The sequence below is a fragment of the Actinocatenispora comari genome, assembly GCF_017312725.1.
In the GTDB taxonomy this organism is placed as follows: domain Bacteria; phylum Actinomycetota; class Actinomycetes; order Mycobacteriales; family Micromonosporaceae; genus Actinocatenispora; species Actinocatenispora comari.
The window spans coordinates 38,793-55,660 of sequence record NZ_BOPO01000082.1 but is presented as its reverse complement, the minus strand read 5'-3'; the positions used below and the strand labels follow the sequence as shown (position 1 = coordinate 55,660).

General features: G+C 72.8%; 15 protein-coding genes. 11 read left to right on the top strand and 4 right to left on the bottom strand.

The features are described from left to right. The 8 genes from NUM_RS21395 to NUM_RS21360 form a co-directional block, all read left to right on the top strand. Positions 1–214: hypothetical protein (locus NUM_RS21395; protein WP_207126693.1), on the top strand; the 214-nt coding region annotated here is incomplete at its 5' end. Between the two features lie 399 nt (positions 215–613). Beyond that, entirely contained in the window at positions 614–1,522 is a 909-nt protein-coding gene (locus NUM_RS21390) for a serine protein kinase RIO (protein ID WP_207126697.1), read from the top strand. A 176-nt stretch (positions 1,523–1,698) separates the two neighbouring features. After that, on the top strand, positions 1,699–2,034 hold the full coding sequence (locus NUM_RS21385) for a PadR family transcriptional regulator (RefSeq protein WP_207126692.1): 336 nt from the start codon (positions 1,699–1,701) through the stop codon (positions 2,032–2,034). Then, positions 2,034–2,984, top strand: a complete 951-nt coding sequence (locus NUM_RS21380; RefSeq protein WP_207126691.1) for a hypothetical protein — start codon at positions 2,034–2,036, stop codon at positions 2,982–2,984. The genes NUM_RS21385 and NUM_RS21380 overlap by 1 nt, the downstream gene beginning before the upstream one ends. A gap of 188 nt (positions 2,985–3,172) precedes the next feature. Continuing rightward, a complete protein-coding gene (locus NUM_RS21375) occupies positions 3,173–3,592 on the top strand; it encodes a pyridoxamine 5'-phosphate oxidase family protein (RefSeq protein ID WP_207126690.1) in 420 nt (139 codons plus the stop codon). 300 nt (positions 3,593–3,892) lie between these two features. Continuing rightward, the gene (locus NUM_RS21370; protein ID WP_207126689.1) at positions 3,893–5,035 is read left to right on the top strand and encodes a sensor histidine kinase; all 1,143 of its coding nucleotides are present in this window, start codon (positions 3,893–3,895) and stop codon (positions 5,033–5,035) included. 377 nt (positions 5,036–5,412) lie between these two features. Then, positions 5,413–5,757, top strand: coding sequence for a DUF742 domain-containing protein (locus tag NUM_RS21365; protein WP_207126688.1), 345 nt, complete (start codon positions 5,413–5,415; stop codon positions 5,755–5,757). 52 nt (positions 5,758–5,809) lie between these two features. Continuing rightward, positions 5,810–7,099: a serine hydrolase domain-containing protein gene (locus NUM_RS21360; RefSeq protein ID WP_207126687.1), complete on the top strand. Its 1,290-nt coding sequence runs from the start codon at positions 5,810–5,812 to the stop codon at positions 7,097–7,099. A gap of 77 nt (positions 7,100–7,176) precedes the next feature. On the opposite strand, the gene NUM_RS21355 is transcribed toward NUM_RS21360, so the two are convergent. The 4 genes from NUM_RS21355 to NUM_RS21340 form a co-directional block, all read right to left on the bottom strand. Next, positions 7,177–8,562 (bottom strand): sulfatase family protein, encoded by a 1,386-nt coding sequence (locus NUM_RS21355; RefSeq protein ID WP_207126686.1) that lies wholly within the window; start codon positions 8,560–8,562, stop codon positions 7,177–7,179. A gap of 64 nt (positions 8,563–8,626) precedes the next feature. Further along, on the bottom strand, positions 8,627–10,264 hold the full coding sequence (locus NUM_RS21350; protein WP_207126685.1) for a type 2 periplasmic-binding domain-containing protein: 1,638 nt from the start codon (positions 10,262–10,264) through the stop codon (positions 8,627–8,629). Between the two features lie 28 nt (positions 10,265–10,292). Then, positions 10,293–11,213, bottom strand: coding sequence for a carbohydrate ABC transporter permease (locus NUM_RS21345; protein WP_225918743.1), 921 nt, complete (start codon positions 11,211–11,213; stop codon positions 10,293–10,295). Beyond that, entirely contained in the window at positions 11,210–12,202 is a 993-nt protein-coding gene (locus NUM_RS21340; protein WP_225918742.1) for an ABC transporter permease, read from the bottom strand. The genes NUM_RS21345 and NUM_RS21340 overlap by 4 nt, the downstream gene beginning before the upstream one ends. Before the next feature lie 110 nt (positions 12,203–12,312). Here NUM_RS21340 and NUM_RS21335 point away from each other — a divergent pair, with 110 nt between their 5' ends. The 3 genes from NUM_RS21335 (at position 12,313) to NUM_RS21325 (ending at position 16,849) form a co-directional block, all read left to right on the top strand. Continuing rightward, positions 12,313–15,195 carry a glycoside hydrolase domain-containing protein gene (locus tag NUM_RS21335; protein ID WP_207126684.1) on the top strand — a complete coding sequence of 961 codons (2,883 nt, stop codon included), beginning with the start codon at positions 12,313–12,315 and terminating at the stop codon, positions 15,193–15,195. A 184-nt stretch (positions 15,196–15,379) separates the two neighbouring features. Further along, positions 15,380–15,592, top strand: coding sequence for a 50S ribosomal protein L28 (gene rpmB / locus NUM_RS21330; RefSeq protein WP_370467026.1), 213 nt, complete (start codon positions 15,380–15,382; stop codon positions 15,590–15,592). A gap of 204 nt (positions 15,593–15,796) precedes the next feature. Beyond that, the gene (locus tag NUM_RS21325; RefSeq protein WP_207126683.1) at positions 15,797–16,849 is read left to right on the top strand and encodes an SAM-dependent methyltransferase; all 1,053 of its coding nucleotides are present in this window, start codon (positions 15,797–15,799) and stop codon (positions 16,847–16,849) included. The last annotated feature ends 19 nt before the right edge of the window (positions 16,850–16,868 follow it).

Below are 16,868 nucleotides of genomic sequence, written 5' to 3'. Positions count from 1 at the left end.
CCGGTCGGCGGCCGCCTTGATCCGGCTGGTACCGGCGCTGGAACGGGTCGCCGCGGGCCAGCTGTCCGGGCTGCCGGCGCTGACCCGGCGGGTGCAGCGGGCCACCGACTCGCTCGCCGGTACGCACCCGGGCCCGCCGGCCGCCGCCCGCCGCCGGCTGCGTCGCCGCTGGCGCGCCCGTACCACCGGGTCGGCGCGGCTCGGTCAGGGCTGACGTCGGTCAGGACTGGTGTCGGTCAGGACTGGTGTCGGTCAGGGCTGGTGTCGGTCAGGGCTGGCGGAGATTCGGGGCCTGACGGAGATTCGGGGCTGGCGGAGGCTCGGGGCCGACAGAATTCGGGGCTGCCGGAAATTCGGTTGCGGGCCGGGCCGGGGCACCACTAGCGTGCGGCTCGGTCGAGTGCCTGCCGGTCGAGCGGGTGCCGCCAGGGTGTCGGGCAGTGTCCCGACGGACGAAGGGAGGGGTGACCGATGGCTGTCTCTGTGCTGCCACGCGCCCCGCGGGGCGCCGACGACGCCCTTCCCATCGCCTCGCCCACCGGCTGACCACACGCCACGGTGGGCGCCGTCAAGGAGACCCACCACAGTGGACGAGCAGGACAGCTTCACCCCGATGCGCCGCCACGGCCGCAAGTCGCGCCTGGACGACGCCCCGCACTACGACCTCGATGCCGCGTTCGCCGAGTTCGCCGACCGCTTCGGCGTGGCCGACGACGGGCCGGTGTCCGACGGCCCACCGTTCGGCGACCGGTGGACCACCTGGGACCAGTCGCAGCCGCTGCAACGCGGCCCGAAACCGTACCCGGACTGGGTGATCACCGACCTCGGCGCGGTCGACACCGAGCTCGGCATCCTGAAGACCGGCAAGGAGGCCGACGTCTTCCTGATCGAACGCGCCGTCCCCGACACCGATCGGGCGGTGCTGCTCGCGGCCAAGCGGTACCGCGACTCCCGGCACCGGATGTTCCACCGCGACGCCGGGTACCTGGAGGGCCGCAAGGTACGCGAGTCCCGGGTGAACCGGGCGATCGCCAAGCGCACCTCGTTCGGGATGGAGGCGATCGCCGGTACCTGGGCGGCCGCCGAGTTCGACGCGCTGTGCCGGATGTGGCGCGACGGCATGGCCGTGCCGTACCCGGTGCAGATCGTCGGCACCGAGCTGCTGATGGAGTTCATCGGCGAGCCGGACGGCGCCGCCGCCCCGCGGCTGGCCCAGCTGCGGCCGGCCGGCGACGAGCTGCACGACCTGTGGCGGCAGCTGCGCGACGGGCTGCTCGTACTGGCCCGCGACGGGTACGCGCACGGCGACCTGTCGGCCTACAACCTGCTGGTGCACGAGGGGCGGCTGGTGTTCATCGACGTACCGCAGATCGTCGAGGTGATCGGGCACCCGCGCGGGCGGGAGCTGCTGACCCGCGACGTGCGCAACGTCGGGAACTGGTTCACCGCGCGCGGGTTGGCCGCCGCCGAGGTCGACGCGCTCGCCGCCGAGGTGGTGGCCGACGCCGGGCTCGTCGGCTGATCGAGCGCGCGTTCGGGGGTGCTGGTGCAAAGCCCACCTCTGTTCGCTGCGTCGACCCCTTGCGGGGGAACCGTGGGGAGGGGGCTTCGCCCCTCCCCACGTGTCGTCTCGCCACCTCACTTGCTCCCTTGGGGGGCGGTGGACATTAGTGTGTGGTGCACAGTATTGTGTGGCGCGTGGATACCGCCGAAGCGATCGCGAGCCAGGCGCAGGAGTTGCGTCGGGGCACCGTCGTGCTGGCCTGCCTGGCCCTGCTGACCACCCCGCAGTACGGGTACGCGCTGCTCGAGACGCTCGACGCCGCCGGCGTCGCGGTCGACGGCAACACGCTGTATCCGTTGCTGCGCCGGCTGGAGAAGCAGGGGCTGCTGACCAGCGAGTGGAACACCGACGAGTCCCGGCCGCGCAAGTTCTACCGGATCAGCGCGGCGGGCGCCGCGGTCCGGGACGGGCTGATCGGCGAGTGGCACGACCTGGTCGACACGATCGACCGCCTGACCAAGGAGGCCTGATGGACACCCTGACCGAGCGTTACGTGCAGGAAGTGGTCCGCCGGATCCCCGCCGCCAGCCGGGAGGACGTCGGCCGCGAGTTGCGCGCCACGATCGCCGACACGCTGGAGGCGCGGGACGAGCCCGACCGCGCGGCCGCCGAGCGGGCCGTGCTGACCGAGATGGGCGACCCGATCCGGCTGGCGGCGCGCTACGCCGACCGACCGCTCGCGCTGATCGGCCCCGACCTCTACCCGACGTACGTGCGGGTGCTGACGATGCTGCTGGCCACCGTGCTGCCGGTGGTCGTGCTGGTCTCCATGGTCGCCGACCTGGTGGAGAACAACGATCTCGGCGGCGCGATCGGGTCGGGGATCGGTTCGCTGATCACGGTCGGCGCCCAGGTGTTCGCCTGGCTGACGCTGGCGTTCTTCCTGCTGTCCCGCTACCAGCACCGGGACGAGCGGGCCCGCACCACCGCCTGGACACCGGACGCGTTGCGGCCGGTGCGCCGGGCCGACCGTTCGACCGCGGCGCCGGTCGCCTCGGCCACCTGGCACGCGGCGCTCGCCGTCCTGCTGGTCTGGCAGCAGCTCGCCCTGCCGTACCGGGCGGCGAACGGCGACCGGCTGCCGGTGCTCGACCCGGCGCTGTGGTCCGGCCTGGCCTGGCCGATCCTGCTCGGGCTGCTCGCCCTGGTCGCGCTCGACCTGCACCGCGCGTTCGGCCGGGTGCGCGACGCCCGGTCGACGGTCGGCTACCTGGTCGCCGAGGCGGCCTTCACCCTGCCGCTGGCGTGGCTGGTCTGGGATCGGGCGATCTTCGACCCGCGCTTCCTGCACGAGGTCAACGGCACCTGGACCGCGCCGGCCGCGTGGTACTCCGGCGCGGCGCTGATCATCCTCGCCATCGGCATGCTCGAGGTGATGAAGCGGGTGCGCGAGGGCCGGCAGGCAGGGCAGGGTTGCTGACCGGCACCGGCCCCGACAGCCGACCGACCCGGCGGCCGGCCGCGGTCGGGGTGCCGCCGATACCAGCGATTCGACGGCTCCCGGCCGGCCCGCGGGATAGCGTTCGGCGAAGAGGTTCCGGCCCACGACACCGGCGACACGGTCGCGATGGCGGCGACGGGCGGGCCGGTCGACGGGAGGTCCACGCGATGGCACTCGACCAGGCGCAGCAGGACGAACTGCTGGCGACGCCGCTGGTGGCGACGCTCGCGGTGGAGGACGGCAGCCACCGCGGGCCGCTGGTCGTGCCGGTCTGGTACGCGTACCGGCCGGGCGGCGACGTCGTGATGTTCACCGGCGCCGCGTCCCGCAAGGCCGCCGCGATCCGGCTCGCCGGCCGCTGCTCGGTGCTGGTGCAGCGGGACCGCCCGACCTACCGGTACGTCGGGATCGAGGGCACCGCAGGCCTCACCCCGGTCGACGCGGACGTGGTGCGCGAGATCGCGGGACGCTACCTGTCCGGTACGGCGCTCGACGACTACGTCGCGGGGATCGTCGCCGATCCGGGCGCGTTCGTGACGGTCACGCTCACCCCGCGGCACTGGGTCTCCGCCGAGATCGGCCTGTGAGGTCCGCCCGGAAAGCCCACCGGCGCGGTTGCGCCGAGACCGCCGGGGCGCACCGCAGATCGGCCGCGGTTGCGGCGAGACCGCCGGGGTGCGGCCGCCGATCGGCGCGGCGGGGCAGGCGAAACGCGGTGATCCGCGTACAACGTCACCGTCCCGGCCCGAAGTGGCGGCGTGTCCTGGTGGCGCGGCCCGTCGTTGCACCAGGAGAGGAAGCTGCACCGCGCAACTCGCCCGCCGGCCCCGGTCGGGTCGCGGCGCGGTGACCTCGGCCGAATGTCCCCACCCCCGAACGGACATGACGTGGCAACTCTCCGATCGGCACGGTTGAAGACCCGGTTGAGGTTGGCGATCGCCGGAGTACTGGTCGTGCTCGCGCTGCTCGTGTCGTACGCGACGGTGATCACCTGGTACGCCGCGACCCGCCTGGACGACGGCACCCTGCGCACCGCGACCTGGCTGGTCGCGACGGTCGGTACGGCGCTGACCGCCGCGGTGGCGGTCGTCTGGATCCGGCTCGCCCCCGCACACGTGCTGGCCCAGCTGCGCCGGCTGACCGACAACGCGCACCAGCTGTCCGCCGACCTGGGCCGCTTCGTGCGCCGGCTGCGGCACGGCGAGCACGTCGACCCGAAGTCGGTGCTGCGCCCGATCCACCACGGTACCGACGAGTTCGGCGCGGTGGCCCGGGCGCAACAGACGCTCGCGACCGACGTGGTGGCCGCGACCCTGGAGGAGGCGCGCCGGGAGAACGACCTGAACCTGGCGCTCGGGCTGGCGCACCGCTTCGCCGAACCGACCCGGGCGCTGCGCGCGACGATCGTCGAGTGGCTGCGCTCGACCGAGCTGACCCCAGACGACACCACCCGGCTGTACGCGCTGGAGGCGCACGCCCAGCGCATCCAGCGGGCCGTGGACAACATCGTCATCGCGATGGGCGACCGGCCGCCCGCGACACACCGGCGACCGCAGCGGATGGTCGACGTGCTGCAGGCCGCCGTGCAGGAGACCACCGACCACCTCCGGGTGTCGTTCCTGCCGGTACAGGACTGCCAGGTCGCGCCGGACGCGCTCGCCGAGCTGATCCACGTGCTCGCCGAGCTGGTGGAGAACGCGACCCGGTTCTCACCGCCCGGTACGCCGGTCACGGTGGCCGGCAGCCTCGGCTCGCACGGGTACTGCGTGGAGATCGAGGACCGCGGCGACGGGCCCGGGCCGGCGACGCTGGCCGAGCTGACCGCGACCGCGCGCGACCCCGACCCGCCGGTACTCAACGCGGCCCGGCTGGGGCTGACCGTGGTCGGCCGGCTGGCCGCCGCGCACGGGATCACCGTCACGTTGCGACCCAGCCCGTACGGCGGGACCACCGCGATCGTGCTGATCCCGCCGGAGCTGCTGCACGACGTGGACGCCGCGGCGTTGCTGCCCGCCCGGGGCGGCGTGTGATGACCGCGAGCGAACCGATCAGCCACCGGCACCGCGCGCCCTGGCCCCCCGACGATGCGCTCCCCGGGCCGAACGCCTGGCACCACCCGGACATCGGGGCAGCGCACCACGGATGCCGGCACGCCGAGGTCGGGCCGGAGCGTCACGGTGGGTACCACCCCGGTCCGGGGGCGGCGTCCAGCGGCCGGCCGCACGCCGGGCCCGGAACACCGCGAAACGGCCGGCAGCCCGCCGGGCCCGGGGCGGCCCGGGACGGTTGGCAGCAGGGCGGTCCCGCGGCGCCGTCGAACGGCTGGCACGCCGGCCCGAGCGGCTGGCAGGACGGTGCGAGCGGCTGGCAGGCCGGGGGTGGGGAACGGACGGGGACCTCGCACGGCGTGGCGGACGACGACGAGCTGCCGATCGTCGCGGCGTACATGGTCGCCCGCGGCCGGGTCGCGGCCACCCCGTACAACCGGACCGCGACCGTCTACGGGCGGCCCGGTGACCTGGCCGCGGTCTACGGGCTGGACCCGGCGCACCTGCGGGTGCTGGACATCGTGAACGTCCGGCCCAGCGCGGTCGCCGAGATCGCGGCACTGATGAACGTACCGGTGGTGGCGGTGCGGGTGCTGCTCGACGAGCTGGTCGACCGGCGGCTGGTCGCGGTCTCCGGCCCGGACGGGCCGCCGCCGAGCCCGGCGATACTGTCCCGCGCGCTGGCGGGTCTTCGGACGATCTGAAACACACCCGCGCCGCTCGACCGCGCCGGGCCGGTTGGGTAGGTTCGGCGGCATGGACTTCGACCCGGCGCGGTGGCGGGATCGGTTGGCGCAGTTGAGTTCCGCGGCCGAGGTGCCCGGGGCGGTGTTGGCGGTGCTGGCCGGTGGCGCGGTGCACGAGGTGGCGACGGGCGTGCTCAACGTCGACACCGGTGCGCCGGTGTCGACCGACTCGCTGTTCCAGCTCGGCTCGCTGAGCAAGGTGTACACCGCGACGATCGTGCAGCGGCTCGTCGACGCCGGCCGGACCACGCTGGACACCCCGGTGCGCGCGATCCTGCCCGAGTTCCGGCTGTCCGAGCCGGCGGCGACCGACGCGGTGACGGTGCGGCACCTGCTGACCCACACCAGCGGCATCGACGGCGACTTCTTCCACGACACCGGCCGCGGTGACGACTGCCTGGCCCGGTACGTCGCGGCCTGCGCCGACCTGCCGCTGGTGCACCCGGTCGGCGCCGGCACCTCCTACTCCAACGCCGCGTTCGGCGTCGCCGGCCGGGTGGTCGAGGCACTCACCGGTACCACCTGGGACGCGGCGCTGTCGTCGGTGGTGCTCGCACCGCTCGGGGTGTCGCACACGGTGACGCTGCCCGAGCAGGCGCTGCGGTACGCGACGGCGATCGGCCACGAGGACGGGAAACCGGTGTCGCAGTGGGGGTTCCCGCGCTCCATCGGGCCTGCCGGCGGGGTGCTCGCCCGCGCGGCCGACGTGCTCGCGTTCGTCGCGGAGCACCTGCGCGACGACGCGCTCGCGCCGATGCGCGAGCCGCAGGCGGAGGTGCCGACCGGCTGGGCGCCGCAACTGCGCGGGCTCGGCTGGCAGCTGTACGACTGGGCCGGCCGCACCGTGTTCGGGCACGACGGCGAGACGCTCGGCCAGTACGCCTACCTGCGGGTGGTGCCGGACCGGCGCGTCGCGGCGGTGCTGCTGACCAACGGCGGCGAGCCGAACCCGCTCTACCAGGCGCTGTTCGGCGAGGTGCTCGGCGAGCTGGCCGACGTCACCGTGCCCCGGCTCACGGTGCCGGCGGCACCGCCGCGGGTCGACCCCGCGCCGTACGCCGGGACCTACCGCAACCTGGTGCGCACCGTACGGGTCGAGGCGGCGGACGGCGGGTTGCGGGTGCGCAGCCGGTACGCGAGCGAGCTGTCCCCGCCGCAGGAGCGGGACGTGACGCTGGTTCCGTTGGGGGACGACGTGTTCGTCGACACCGAGGCGTCGCCGTCGGCGTGGCACTTCCGGCCCGGCGCGCGCGGGTACGACCTATTCCAGGGTGGCCGGCTGCTCCCCCGCGCCACGTGACCCGACCCGGTGCGGCCGCGCACATCCGAACCGGTCGGCGCGGCGGATCGGCGGCGGCGCCCGCCCTGCCGCGGGCGTCAGCGCGCCAGGCCCGCAGCCCACTCCTGGTGGGCGGCGGTGAGCTCGGCGACGAGGTCGGGACGGCGGTCGGCCAGGTTGGTGGTCTCACCGATGTCGTCGCCCAGGTGGTAGAGGCCGGTGCCGGCGCCGGGATCGGCGTGCTCGACGGTACGGATCCCGGCCACCGCGGGCGCGTCCTCGTCGACGTGGCGCAGCTTCCAGTCGCCGCGGCGGATCGCCCACTGCCAGCCGCAGTCCCAGTGCAGCGCGTCGTGGCCGGCGCCGCGTTCGCCGCGCAGCAGCGCGCCCTGGTCGATGCCGTCGGAGTCCGCGTACGCGCCGGGTTCGGCGCCGGCCGCGGACAGCAGCGTCGGGTACAGGTCGAGCGAGGAGACGAGGCCCGAGCGGTCGTGCCCGCCGGTGATGCCGCCGCCCGGCCAGCGCGCCAGCAACGGCACCCGGATGCCACCCTCCCACAGCGTGTACTTCGTGCCGAAAAGCGGCGCGTTGTTGCCGTAGTTGCAGGTGGAGCCGCCGTTGTCGGTCAGGTAGACGACGATGGTGTCGTCGGCGAGGCCGCGCGCGTCGAGCTCGTCGAGCAGCCGGCCGATCTCGGCGTCCATCAGCTCCAGCTGCGCGGCATAGTAGTCCCGGCCGTGGGGCAGGTTCGGGCTGATCGCCCCGTCGTACCAGTCGGCGTAGGGGTCACCGCCCTCGTCCCAGTCGGCGTGGGTGGGCAGGCCGCGCCGGGCGAGCTCGTCCGCGGGAAGCTGCCAGCAGAAGTTGTGCACCGCGTTGAACGCGACCATGCAGAAGAACGGTTCGTCGGCGTGCCGGCCGACGAACTCGCGCGCTCGGCGGCCCAGCTCGGCGGTGAGGAAGCCCTCCAGCTCCACCTCGTCGTCGCCGTCGAACATCGGCTGCACCGCCATCCGCCAGGACGCCTCCGGCCCGTACTGCCCGACCGCGGCGCGGGAGTGGTGCAGGTAGTTGAGCCGGCCCATCTGCCGGCCGGCCAGCCCGTAGTACGACTCGGCGAAGCCGTGGTGCGGCGGGCAGGCCCGGTCGCCCGGCCCCTCCTGTCCATAGTGGACCTTGCCGAAGTAGCCGGTGGCGTAGCCCAGCTCGGCGAACCGCTCCGCGAGGCTCGCCCCGTCCGGCGCGAACGCCGACGAGTCGAACCAGCGGGCGCCCCAGCGCTGCTGGTACCGGCCGGCGATCAGGCCGGCGCGGGACGGGCTGCAGATCGGCGCCGTCACGTACGCGTCGGTGCAGCCGACGCCCTCGGCGGCGAGCCGGTCCAGCGCCGGCGTCACCGCGTCCGGGCTGCCCAGCCGCCCCCGGTCGGCGTACCCGTGGTCGTCGGAGACGATCAGCACCACGTGGGGACCGCGCCCGCTCATCCGCACTCCGTTCCGCCGCACCGTTTTCCGGTGGCCGGGTCCCGGCGCCCGGTCACCGCAGCCGTCACGAATCCTTCGCGATGGACTGCTCGAACTCGTGCCGGATCTTGTCGCCGCCGCCGTTGCGCCAGTCGGTGCGCAGCTGCTTGAGCGCCGAGATCGGCTTGCGCCCTTGTACCACATCGGCGACGAAGTCGCTGTAGAGCTGGCTCAGCGTCGGCCCCTTGGCGGTGTTGGTGTCCGAGTAGTGCCCGCTGGTCGGGTTCGGCTGCGCGATGGCCAGCAGCTTCTTCTCCAGCGCGTAGGTGTCGGAGGTGAACCGCGCGTTGCTCGGCGTGTACAGGTACTCCGGGCAGTTGGCGAGGAACTGCAGCGGCCCGGACAGCAGCGTCTCGGTCTGCCCCTTGGTGGTCAGCTGCGGGTTGCCGTGCGCGTCGAGCCGGTAGTGGGTGCCCTCGGTGCCGTACAGCAGGAAGTTGCGCTCGGCCGACCCGAACGGCGCGGCCAGGTAGTCGAGGATGCCGAGCAGTTGTTCGACCCGCTTGTCGTTGCCGCTGGCCCGGATCGCGGTGAACCCGACCGACCCGTACCCGAGGTCGAAGGTGGGTTTCGCCTTGCCGTCGTAGCCGAACGGCACGATCGCGCCGACCGGGTACTTCACCGTACGGGGCGAGCCGAGGTAGCCGGGGAACGACGCGACGGCGGCGGCGACCGCGCCCTGCGCCATCTTGTCGTCCGGGTTGCTCATCTTCGGATCCGGGAAGAACACCCCCGCCTTGTACAGCTTGACGACGAACTCCAGCGCCGCCTCGTACTCGTCGGTCTCGATGTAGTACGTCAGCTTGCCGCCGGAGGAGCGCCAGCCGTTCGGCACGCCGTGCCACTCCCCCACCATGTGCAGGCAGTTCTGCAGGGTGTACTGGCCGTTCTCCAGCGCGTACCGGTTCGACTTGGCGTGGGTGATCTGCTTGCACTTGTCGAGGAACTCGGTGGCGTCGTGGAAGACCGCGCCGCCGACCGGTTCCCACAGCTTCGTGTTCACCTTGTACACCTGGCCGAACGTGCCGTACGGCACGGCGACGCCCCAGATCCTGCCGTTGATCACCGCCGTCTTCCAGGCGTACTCCTGGATGTTGGCGAGGTTGGGATACTTCAGCACCTTGTCGCCGGACAGGTGCGGGGTCAGGTCGACGAACTTCGCCTGGGCCAGCTCCGCGATGTGCTGCAGCCCCTGGTTCGGCGCCACCCACACCAGGTCGGGCAGGTTGTCGCCGGCCACCATGCTGTTGAACACGGTCGGGTAGTCGTCGCTGCCGATGCGCACCTTCAGGTGCTCGACGCCCAGGCGCTTGTTCAGCTGCTGCCAGTAGGTGTTGCTGCCCTCGGCGGGCGGAAGCTGGGTCTCGCCGTAGGTCAGCGAGGTGACGGTACCGCCCTTGCCCGGCGCGGCCGACACCGATGCCTTGGCGTTCTTCGGGAAGCTCAGGTAGCCGGGGTCGAGGCCCTGCGCCGAGCCGGGCAGGTCCGGTTCGCCACCGGCGAACGGTGTGTAGGTGGGCAGCTTCACCTTCGCCGACGCGGTCGCACCGCCGCTGCCGGCCTTCGTCGAGCAGCCGCCGAGCGCCGGGCCGGCGAGCGCGGCGAGGCCGGCGGCACCGGCCGCACCCAGCAGTGTCCGCCGGGAAACACCGTCACTGGTCATGTGGACACTCCCTTGTGGATGGTCGAGGTCAGCCCTTGACGGCACCGGTCAGCACGCCGCGGACGAAGTACTTCTGCAGGAACGGGTAGACCGCGGCGATCGGCACGATCGCGATCACCAGCACCGCCATCTGCAGCGACTGGGACGGCGGCAGCGTCTGCACGCCGAGCGCGGTCGCGGTCATCGAGTCGCCCTGGATCACGTACTTGCGCAGGATCACCTGCAGCGGCCACCGGGACGAGTCGGACAGGTACAGGATCGCGTTGAAGAACGTGTTCCAGTAGGACACCGCGTAGTAGAGCGCGACGACGGCGAGCACCGCGCGCGACAGCGGCAGCACGATCCGGGTCAGGATGCGGACCTCGCCGGCGCCGTCGATGCGGGCCGCGTCGATCAGCTCGTCCGGGATCGCCTGGAAGAACGCCCGGACCACCACCACGTTGAACGCGTTGAGCAGCACCGGCACCACCAGTGCGGCGTACGAGTCGAGCAGCCCGAGCTGCTTGACCACCAGGTAGCTGGGGATGATGCCGGGCGCGAACAGGAACGTGCCGAGCATCAGCAGCAGGATCGGCCGGGTACCGGTGGTGTGGGGCCGGGACAGCCCGTAGGCGAGCATCACCGTGCACACCAGGCTCGCCGCGGTGCCGACCAGGGTGATGCCGATCGACACCACCGCCGAGCGGGCCACCACGCCGCCGGAGAGCACCACCCGGTACGCCTCCAGCGTCGGATGGTGCGGGACCAGCACGAACCCACCGCCGTCGATGATCTCCTGCCGCGGCGCCAGGCTGGTACCGAGCACGATCAGGAACGGGTAGATCACCAGCGCGCAGATGACGACCAGCGCGACGCCCTTGAGCAGCCGCCCCAGCCGGGTCGGCTCCTCCATCCACGGCGGCACGTCGACCCGGAACATCCGCGCCAGCACCCGGCTGGACAGGCTCATTTCTGGTACACCCCCTGCTCGCCGAGGTGGTGCGCGAGCTTGTTGGCCGCGACGATCAGCGCCACCCCGATGACGCCCTTCATCAACCCGGCCGCGGTGCTCATCCCCCAGTCGCCACCGATCACGCCGTGGTAGTAGACGAACGTGTCGATCACCTCGGAGGTACCGGCACCGACTGCGTCGCGTTGCAGGATCAGCTGCTCGAAGCCGACCGACAGGATGTCGCCCAACCGCAGGATCAGCAGCATCAGCGTCACGGCGCGGATGCCCGGCAGGGTGATGTGCCACATCCGGCGCCAGCGGCCGGCACCGTCACAGGCGGCCGACTCGTACAGGTCGAGGTCGATGGCGGTCATCGCGGCCAGGAAGATGATCGTCGCCCAGCCGGTGTCCTTCCAGATCACCTGCGAGGTGACCAGCAGCTTGAAGGTGTCCGGGTCGGCCATCACGTTGCCGATGTCCACGCCGTGGTCGCGCAGCAGCGTGGTGATCGAACCGGCGCCGCCGAGCACCTGACCGAACATCGCGACGACCACGACCCAGGACAGGAAGTGCGGCAGGTACACCACGGTCTGCACGAACCGCTTGATCCGGCTGCCGAGCATCGAGTTGAGCAGCAGCGCCAGCCCGATCGGCGCCGGGAAGTACAGCACCAGCTGCAGCACCGTGATCTCCAGCGTGTTGCGGACCGCGGACCAGAAGTCGGCGTCGGTCAGCAGCTCGGTGAAGTTGGTCAGGCCGACGAACTGGCTGCCGCGAAAGCCCAGGAACGGTTGGTAGTCCTGGAAGGCGATGACGTTGCCGGCTAGCGGCAGGTAGTAGAAGAGCACGAAGTACAGCAGGCCGGGCAGGCACAGGAACAGCAGCGTCCGGTCCTTGCGCAGCCGGGCCCGCAGCGGCACCCGCCGCCCGCGTGCCGTACGGCGCCGGGTCTCCGTCCGGGTCGGTGTGGCTGGGGTGGCCTCGTCGGCCCGAGCGGATGCCGTCACGGTGCGGTCACCTCGCCTCCTCGGTTCGAGTTTTGACACATCCTGGAGAAAAGATGTTCCGTATGTCAAGAGCGTTCGAATTCCCAGTCTTTCGAGCTAGATTGCGCAACATGCCAGCCCTGGAAGTGGTTTCTTCCGCATCGTGGGACGCCGATGCGCTCGGCAACCACCGCGCCGTCGTCACCGTCCGCAGCCGGGCCCCTGCGGTCGCGGTACCGCTGCCGTGGCGCCTGCCCGATCGCCACCGCGGCGGGGTGGTGGTCCACTCCCCCGACGGCGCGCCGGTACCGAACGCGTTCGTCGACGCCGGCCGGTGCGTCTTCGAGCCCGCCGGACCGGGCGAGCATCTCGTCTACTACCTGCCGTACACGGCGGCGGGCAGCCGGTCCTATCCCGAGCACGAGTACCTCCCGCCGCCGACACCGGAGGCGACCTGGCGACGCGTGGCGGCCGCGGCCGCCACGGCCCCGGAATCCGTGTGCTACCAGGCGATCGACGAGCATCACCGGTACACCGAGATGGAACGCCCGGCCGCCGCCCCACCGGCCGGACCGGAACTGCTGGTGTTCGGCGAGGACCGCGAGCACCCGATCCGGATGCGGCAGCTGCCCGCCCGCTGGCTGGAGAACGACCACTGTGGACGGTTGCGGCTGCGCGCCGAACCCGGTGAGTACCACGCCTTCCAGCTCGGCGTCTACGGCACCGACGTGACCGACGTGGCCGTCGAGTTCGGCTCACTGTCCACAGCGGACGGTGGGCTCGGCGCCGGGATCTTCGACTGCCCAACGCTCGGCGGTACCGACGAGAACGGTGCGCCGCTGCACCGCCGGCTGGACGTGCCCGAATACACCGTCGCCGCGCTGTGGTGCGGCGCCGCGGTCCCGCCCGACGCGCGGCCCGGCGAGCACCGCGGCACGTTCACCGTCACCGCCGGGGGCCGCAGCGCCACGGTCGAGGTCACCCTCACCGTCGCCGCCCCCGCGCCGACCCCGCCGCCCACCGCCGCGCCGCCCGGCGAGCCGGTCGGCACGCACCTGGGCGATCCGGTGGCGTTGCGCCGGCTGCGGTGGCTGAACTCCCGGATCGGCTCGGACGACAGCGTGGTACGGCCGTACCACCCGGTCCGGGTCGACGGTGCGGCGCTGCGGGTGCTGGGCCGGTCGGTCACCCTGGCCGACAGCGGCCTGCCGGCGCGGCTGACCAGCTTCTTCACCCCGGACGGGCAGCTCGGTACGGCGCCGACCGAGTTGCTCGCCGCGCCGGTGACGCTGACCGTACGAGATGCCGACGGCGTGCCGCACGAGCCGCTCACCGCGCTGCGGCACGACGCCGCCGGGCGCGCCCACGCGGACTGGTCGGCGCACGGCAGCGCCGCCGGCGTGACGGTCGAGCTGATCGGCCGGTTGGAGTTCGACGGCGCGCTGACGCTGCGCATCGAGCTGGTCGCGGCCGACGACGTCGAGCTGGCCGACGTCGCGCTGGAGCTGCCGTTGCGGGCCGACGCGGTGCCCTACCTGATGGGTCTCGGCGTGCCCGGCGGTACCCGACCGGCCACGGTGGACTGGCACTGGGACGTGGCCCGCAACCAGGACGCGGTGTGGCTGGGCAACGTGGCCGCCGGCGTGCAGGTGCGGCTGTCCGACGAGCACTACGTGCGCCCGCTGAACACGAACTTCTACCACCAGCGACCGCTGGTGCTGCCGGAGTCGTGGCACAACGGCGGGCGGGGCGGCATCCGTACCGTCGCCGACGGCCCGGTGCTGCGACTGCGCTGCTACGGCGGCGCCCGCCGGCTGCGGGCCGGGCAGCGGTTGCGGTTCGACGCGCGGCTGCTGCCGACCCCGTTCAAGCCGGTACGCACCGACCGGCACTTCGCCCAGCGGTACCTGCACGACTGCCGGCCGGTCGACGAGGCGGCGGCGACCGGCGCCACCGTGGTCAACATCCACCACGCCACGCCGGTCAACCCGTACCTGAACTATCCGTTCGTGACACCGGAGACGATGGCGTCCTACGTGGACCAGGCGCACGCGGCCGGCCTCGCGGTCAAGTTGTACTACACGGTGCGGGAGCTGAGCACCCGGGCGCCGGAGCTGTTCGCGCTGCTGTCGCTGGGCGACGAGGTGTTCGCCCGCGGGCCCGGCGGCGGCTGCTCCTGGCTGCGCGAGCACGTGGACACCGGCTACCTGCCCGCCTGGTACGCCACCCCGACCGAGGACAGCTCGCTGATCGTCGACGGTGGCGGCCGGTTCCTCAACTACTACCTCGCCGGGCTGGACCACCTGGTCCGCAGCGCCGGCATCGACGGGATCTACCTGGACGACATCGCGTTCGACCGCAGCACCATGCTGCGGCTGCGCCGGATCCTGGACCGGGGGCGGCCGGAACCGCTGATCGACGTGCACTCGGCCAACCAGTACAACGAGCGGGACGGCTTCGCCTCCAGCGCCAACCTGTACCTGGAGCACCTGCCGTTCACCGACCGGCTCTGGTTCGGCGAGTACTTCGACCACGACGCGTCGCCGGACCGCTGGCTCGTCGAGATGTCCGGCCTGCCGTACGGGCTGACCGGGGAGATGCTGCAGGACGGCGGCAACCCGTGGCGCGGGATGGTGTTCGGGATGACCGGCCGGCTCGGACACGGCGCCGATCCGCGTCCACTGTGGAGCGAGTGGGACGCGTTCGGGATCGGCGCGGCCCGGATGCTCGGCTGGTGGTCGCCGGCCGACCCGGCCGGCACCGACCGCGACGACGTGCTGGCCACCACGTACCTGCGCACCGGGCCGGACGGCCGGGGCAGCGCACTGGTGGCGGTGGCCAGCTGGGCGCCGGAGCCGGTCGAGGTCGCCCTGTCGCTCGACCCGGCGGTACTGCCGACCGGACCGGTACGCGCCGCCTCCATCGACGGGTTCCAGCCGGCGCGGGACTTCGCGCCGGGCGAGCCGCTCCCGGTACCGCCGGGACGCGGGTGGCTGCTGCGGGTAGGGTGGTGAGTCGAGCGCCGGCTGACGAGCCCTTTGTCGTGGTTCGTCCGGTTTTGCCGGCGAGTCGGCGCCGCCGCGGCGTCCGATGGGCCCACGTGGTCGCCCGGAATGACCCTCGGCTAGACTGATGAAGATTCTGTGCCCTAGTGGCGCCTGAGAGCACCCCACCATACGCAGGAGAATGACCGTGTCTATGCGTTGCGACGTCTGCGGCAAAGAGCCCGGCTACGGCAAGAGCGTTCAACGGCTCGGCCGCAACGCGCTGGTGCGCCGGGTGAAGTCACGCACGTCCCGCCGCTTCAACCCGAACATCCAGCCGGTGCGCACCGTGGTGAACGGCACCCCGAAGCGGCTGAAGGTGTGCACCTCCTGCCTGAAGAAGGGCAAGGTTCTGCGCCGCGCCTGACGGCCGCCGCCGGCCCGGTCCTCCTGCGTCCGGGTCGAGCCGAGCCATCGCACTGGCCCCGCCGGACGGTGAAGTCGATCTTCACCACCGCGGGGCCATTGTTTCGTCCACGGGGTGCCGAGAACCCCAGGTAGTCCCTCGGACACCGCGGCCCGCCGAGCCGGCCGGTCGCGGCGGGCGAGCGCGGAGAGGTGTGAGCGCGGCGTGAACCACGACAGCGGGCGGGTCGTGTTCTCCGCCGACGAGGAGAGCTTCGGCGCCGCCGCCCGGGAACTGCAGCGGACCCTGCAGTCCCCCGCCGTCGAGCGGATCGGCCCGGATCTGGGCGTACTGTCCGCCGGCCCCACCGCCGCCGAGGTCGCCGCCGCCTGCCGGACCCGCCCAGTGGTGTTCGTCCGGCACCTGACCGTCGAGCTGGCCCGGGTACCGCGGCCCGACGCCGACGATCCCGACCGGGTCGCGGACCAGGTACGCGCGGTGCTCGACGGCCCGCTGCCGGACGAGCTGGCCGATGCGGGCCGCGCCGACGAGCTCGCCGTGCAGGCGTGGATCAGCGAGCCGGACACCGCCGGGTACGGCTCCCGGCAGCTGTTCGACGCGGTCGCGGCGGCGCTGCGGGACGACGGCCGCACGGTACGGCGGGCCGGCGCGGACACCGTGGTGTCCTGCGCGGTGACCCGCGACGGGGTGCTGATCGGGCTCAACCGGGCGGCCGACAGCCTCAGCGACTGGCCCGGCGGCCGGGTCCGGCTGTCCCGCGGCCCCGACCAGGTCTCCCGCGCCGAGTTCAAGCTGGAGGAGCTGTTCCAGGCGTACCCGGTGCCGCTGCCGGACCGCGGGCGGGCCGTCGACCTGGGCGCGGCGCCCGGCGGCTGGACCCGCATCCTGCGCGAGCGCGGCCTGGACGTGTGGGCGATCGACCCGGGCGCGCTCGCCGAAACGCTGACCGCCGACCCGCGGGTGCACCACGTCGCGACCACCGTCGGGGAGTTCTTCCGGTCCAACCGGACCCGGTTCGATCTGGCCGTGAACGACCTGCGGATGGAGCCGCGGCTGAGCACCCGGGTGATGCTGGACGCGGCCGGCCAGCTTCGACCCGGCGCGCACATCGTGCTCACCCTCAAGACCGGCAGCCGCCGGCCGCTGGACACCGTACGCGACTGCCTGCGGCTGCTGCGGGAGCGCTACCAGGTGCTGTTCGCCCGGCAGCTGTACCACAACCGCAAGGAAGTCACCGTCCTCGCCCGGCTGCGCTGAGGCTCCGACCCGCGGCACG

Bases quoted from the DNA above. Each gene is read 5' to 3' on its own strand.
- NUM_RS21390 (WP_207126697.1), top strand. From the start codon at position 614: ATGCGCCGCCACGGCCGCAAGTCGCGCCTGGACGACGCCCCGCACTAC.
- NUM_RS21380 (WP_207126691.1), top strand. From the start codon at position 2,034: ATGGACACCCTGACCGAGCGTTACGTGCAGGAAGTGGTCCGCCGGATC.
- NUM_RS21375 (WP_207126690.1), top strand. From the start codon at position 3,173: ATGGCACTCGACCAGGCGCAGCAGGACGAACTGCTGGCGACGCCGCTG.
- NUM_RS21360 (WP_207126687.1), top strand. From the start codon at position 5,810: ATGGACTTCGACCCGGCGCGGTGGCGGGATCGGTTGGCGCAGTTGAGT.
- NUM_RS21355 (WP_207126686.1), bottom strand. From the start codon at position 8,562: ATGAGCGGGCGCGGTCCCCACGTGGTGCTGATCGTCTCCGACGACCAC.
- NUM_RS21350 (WP_207126685.1), bottom strand. From the start codon at position 10,264: ATGACCAGTGACGGTGTTTCCCGGCGGACACTGCTGGGTGCGGCCGGT.
- NUM_RS21345 (WP_225918743.1), bottom strand. From the start codon at position 11,213: ATGAGCCTGTCCAGCCGGGTGCTGGCGCGGATGTTCCGGGTCGACGTG.
- NUM_RS21335 (WP_207126684.1), top strand. From the start codon at position 12,313: ATGCCAGCCCTGGAAGTGGTTTCTTCCGCATCGTGGGACGCCGATGCG.
- rpmB (WP_370467026.1), top strand. From the start codon at position 15,380: ATGCGTTGCGACGTCTGCGGCAAAGAGCCCGGCTACGGCAAGAGCGTT.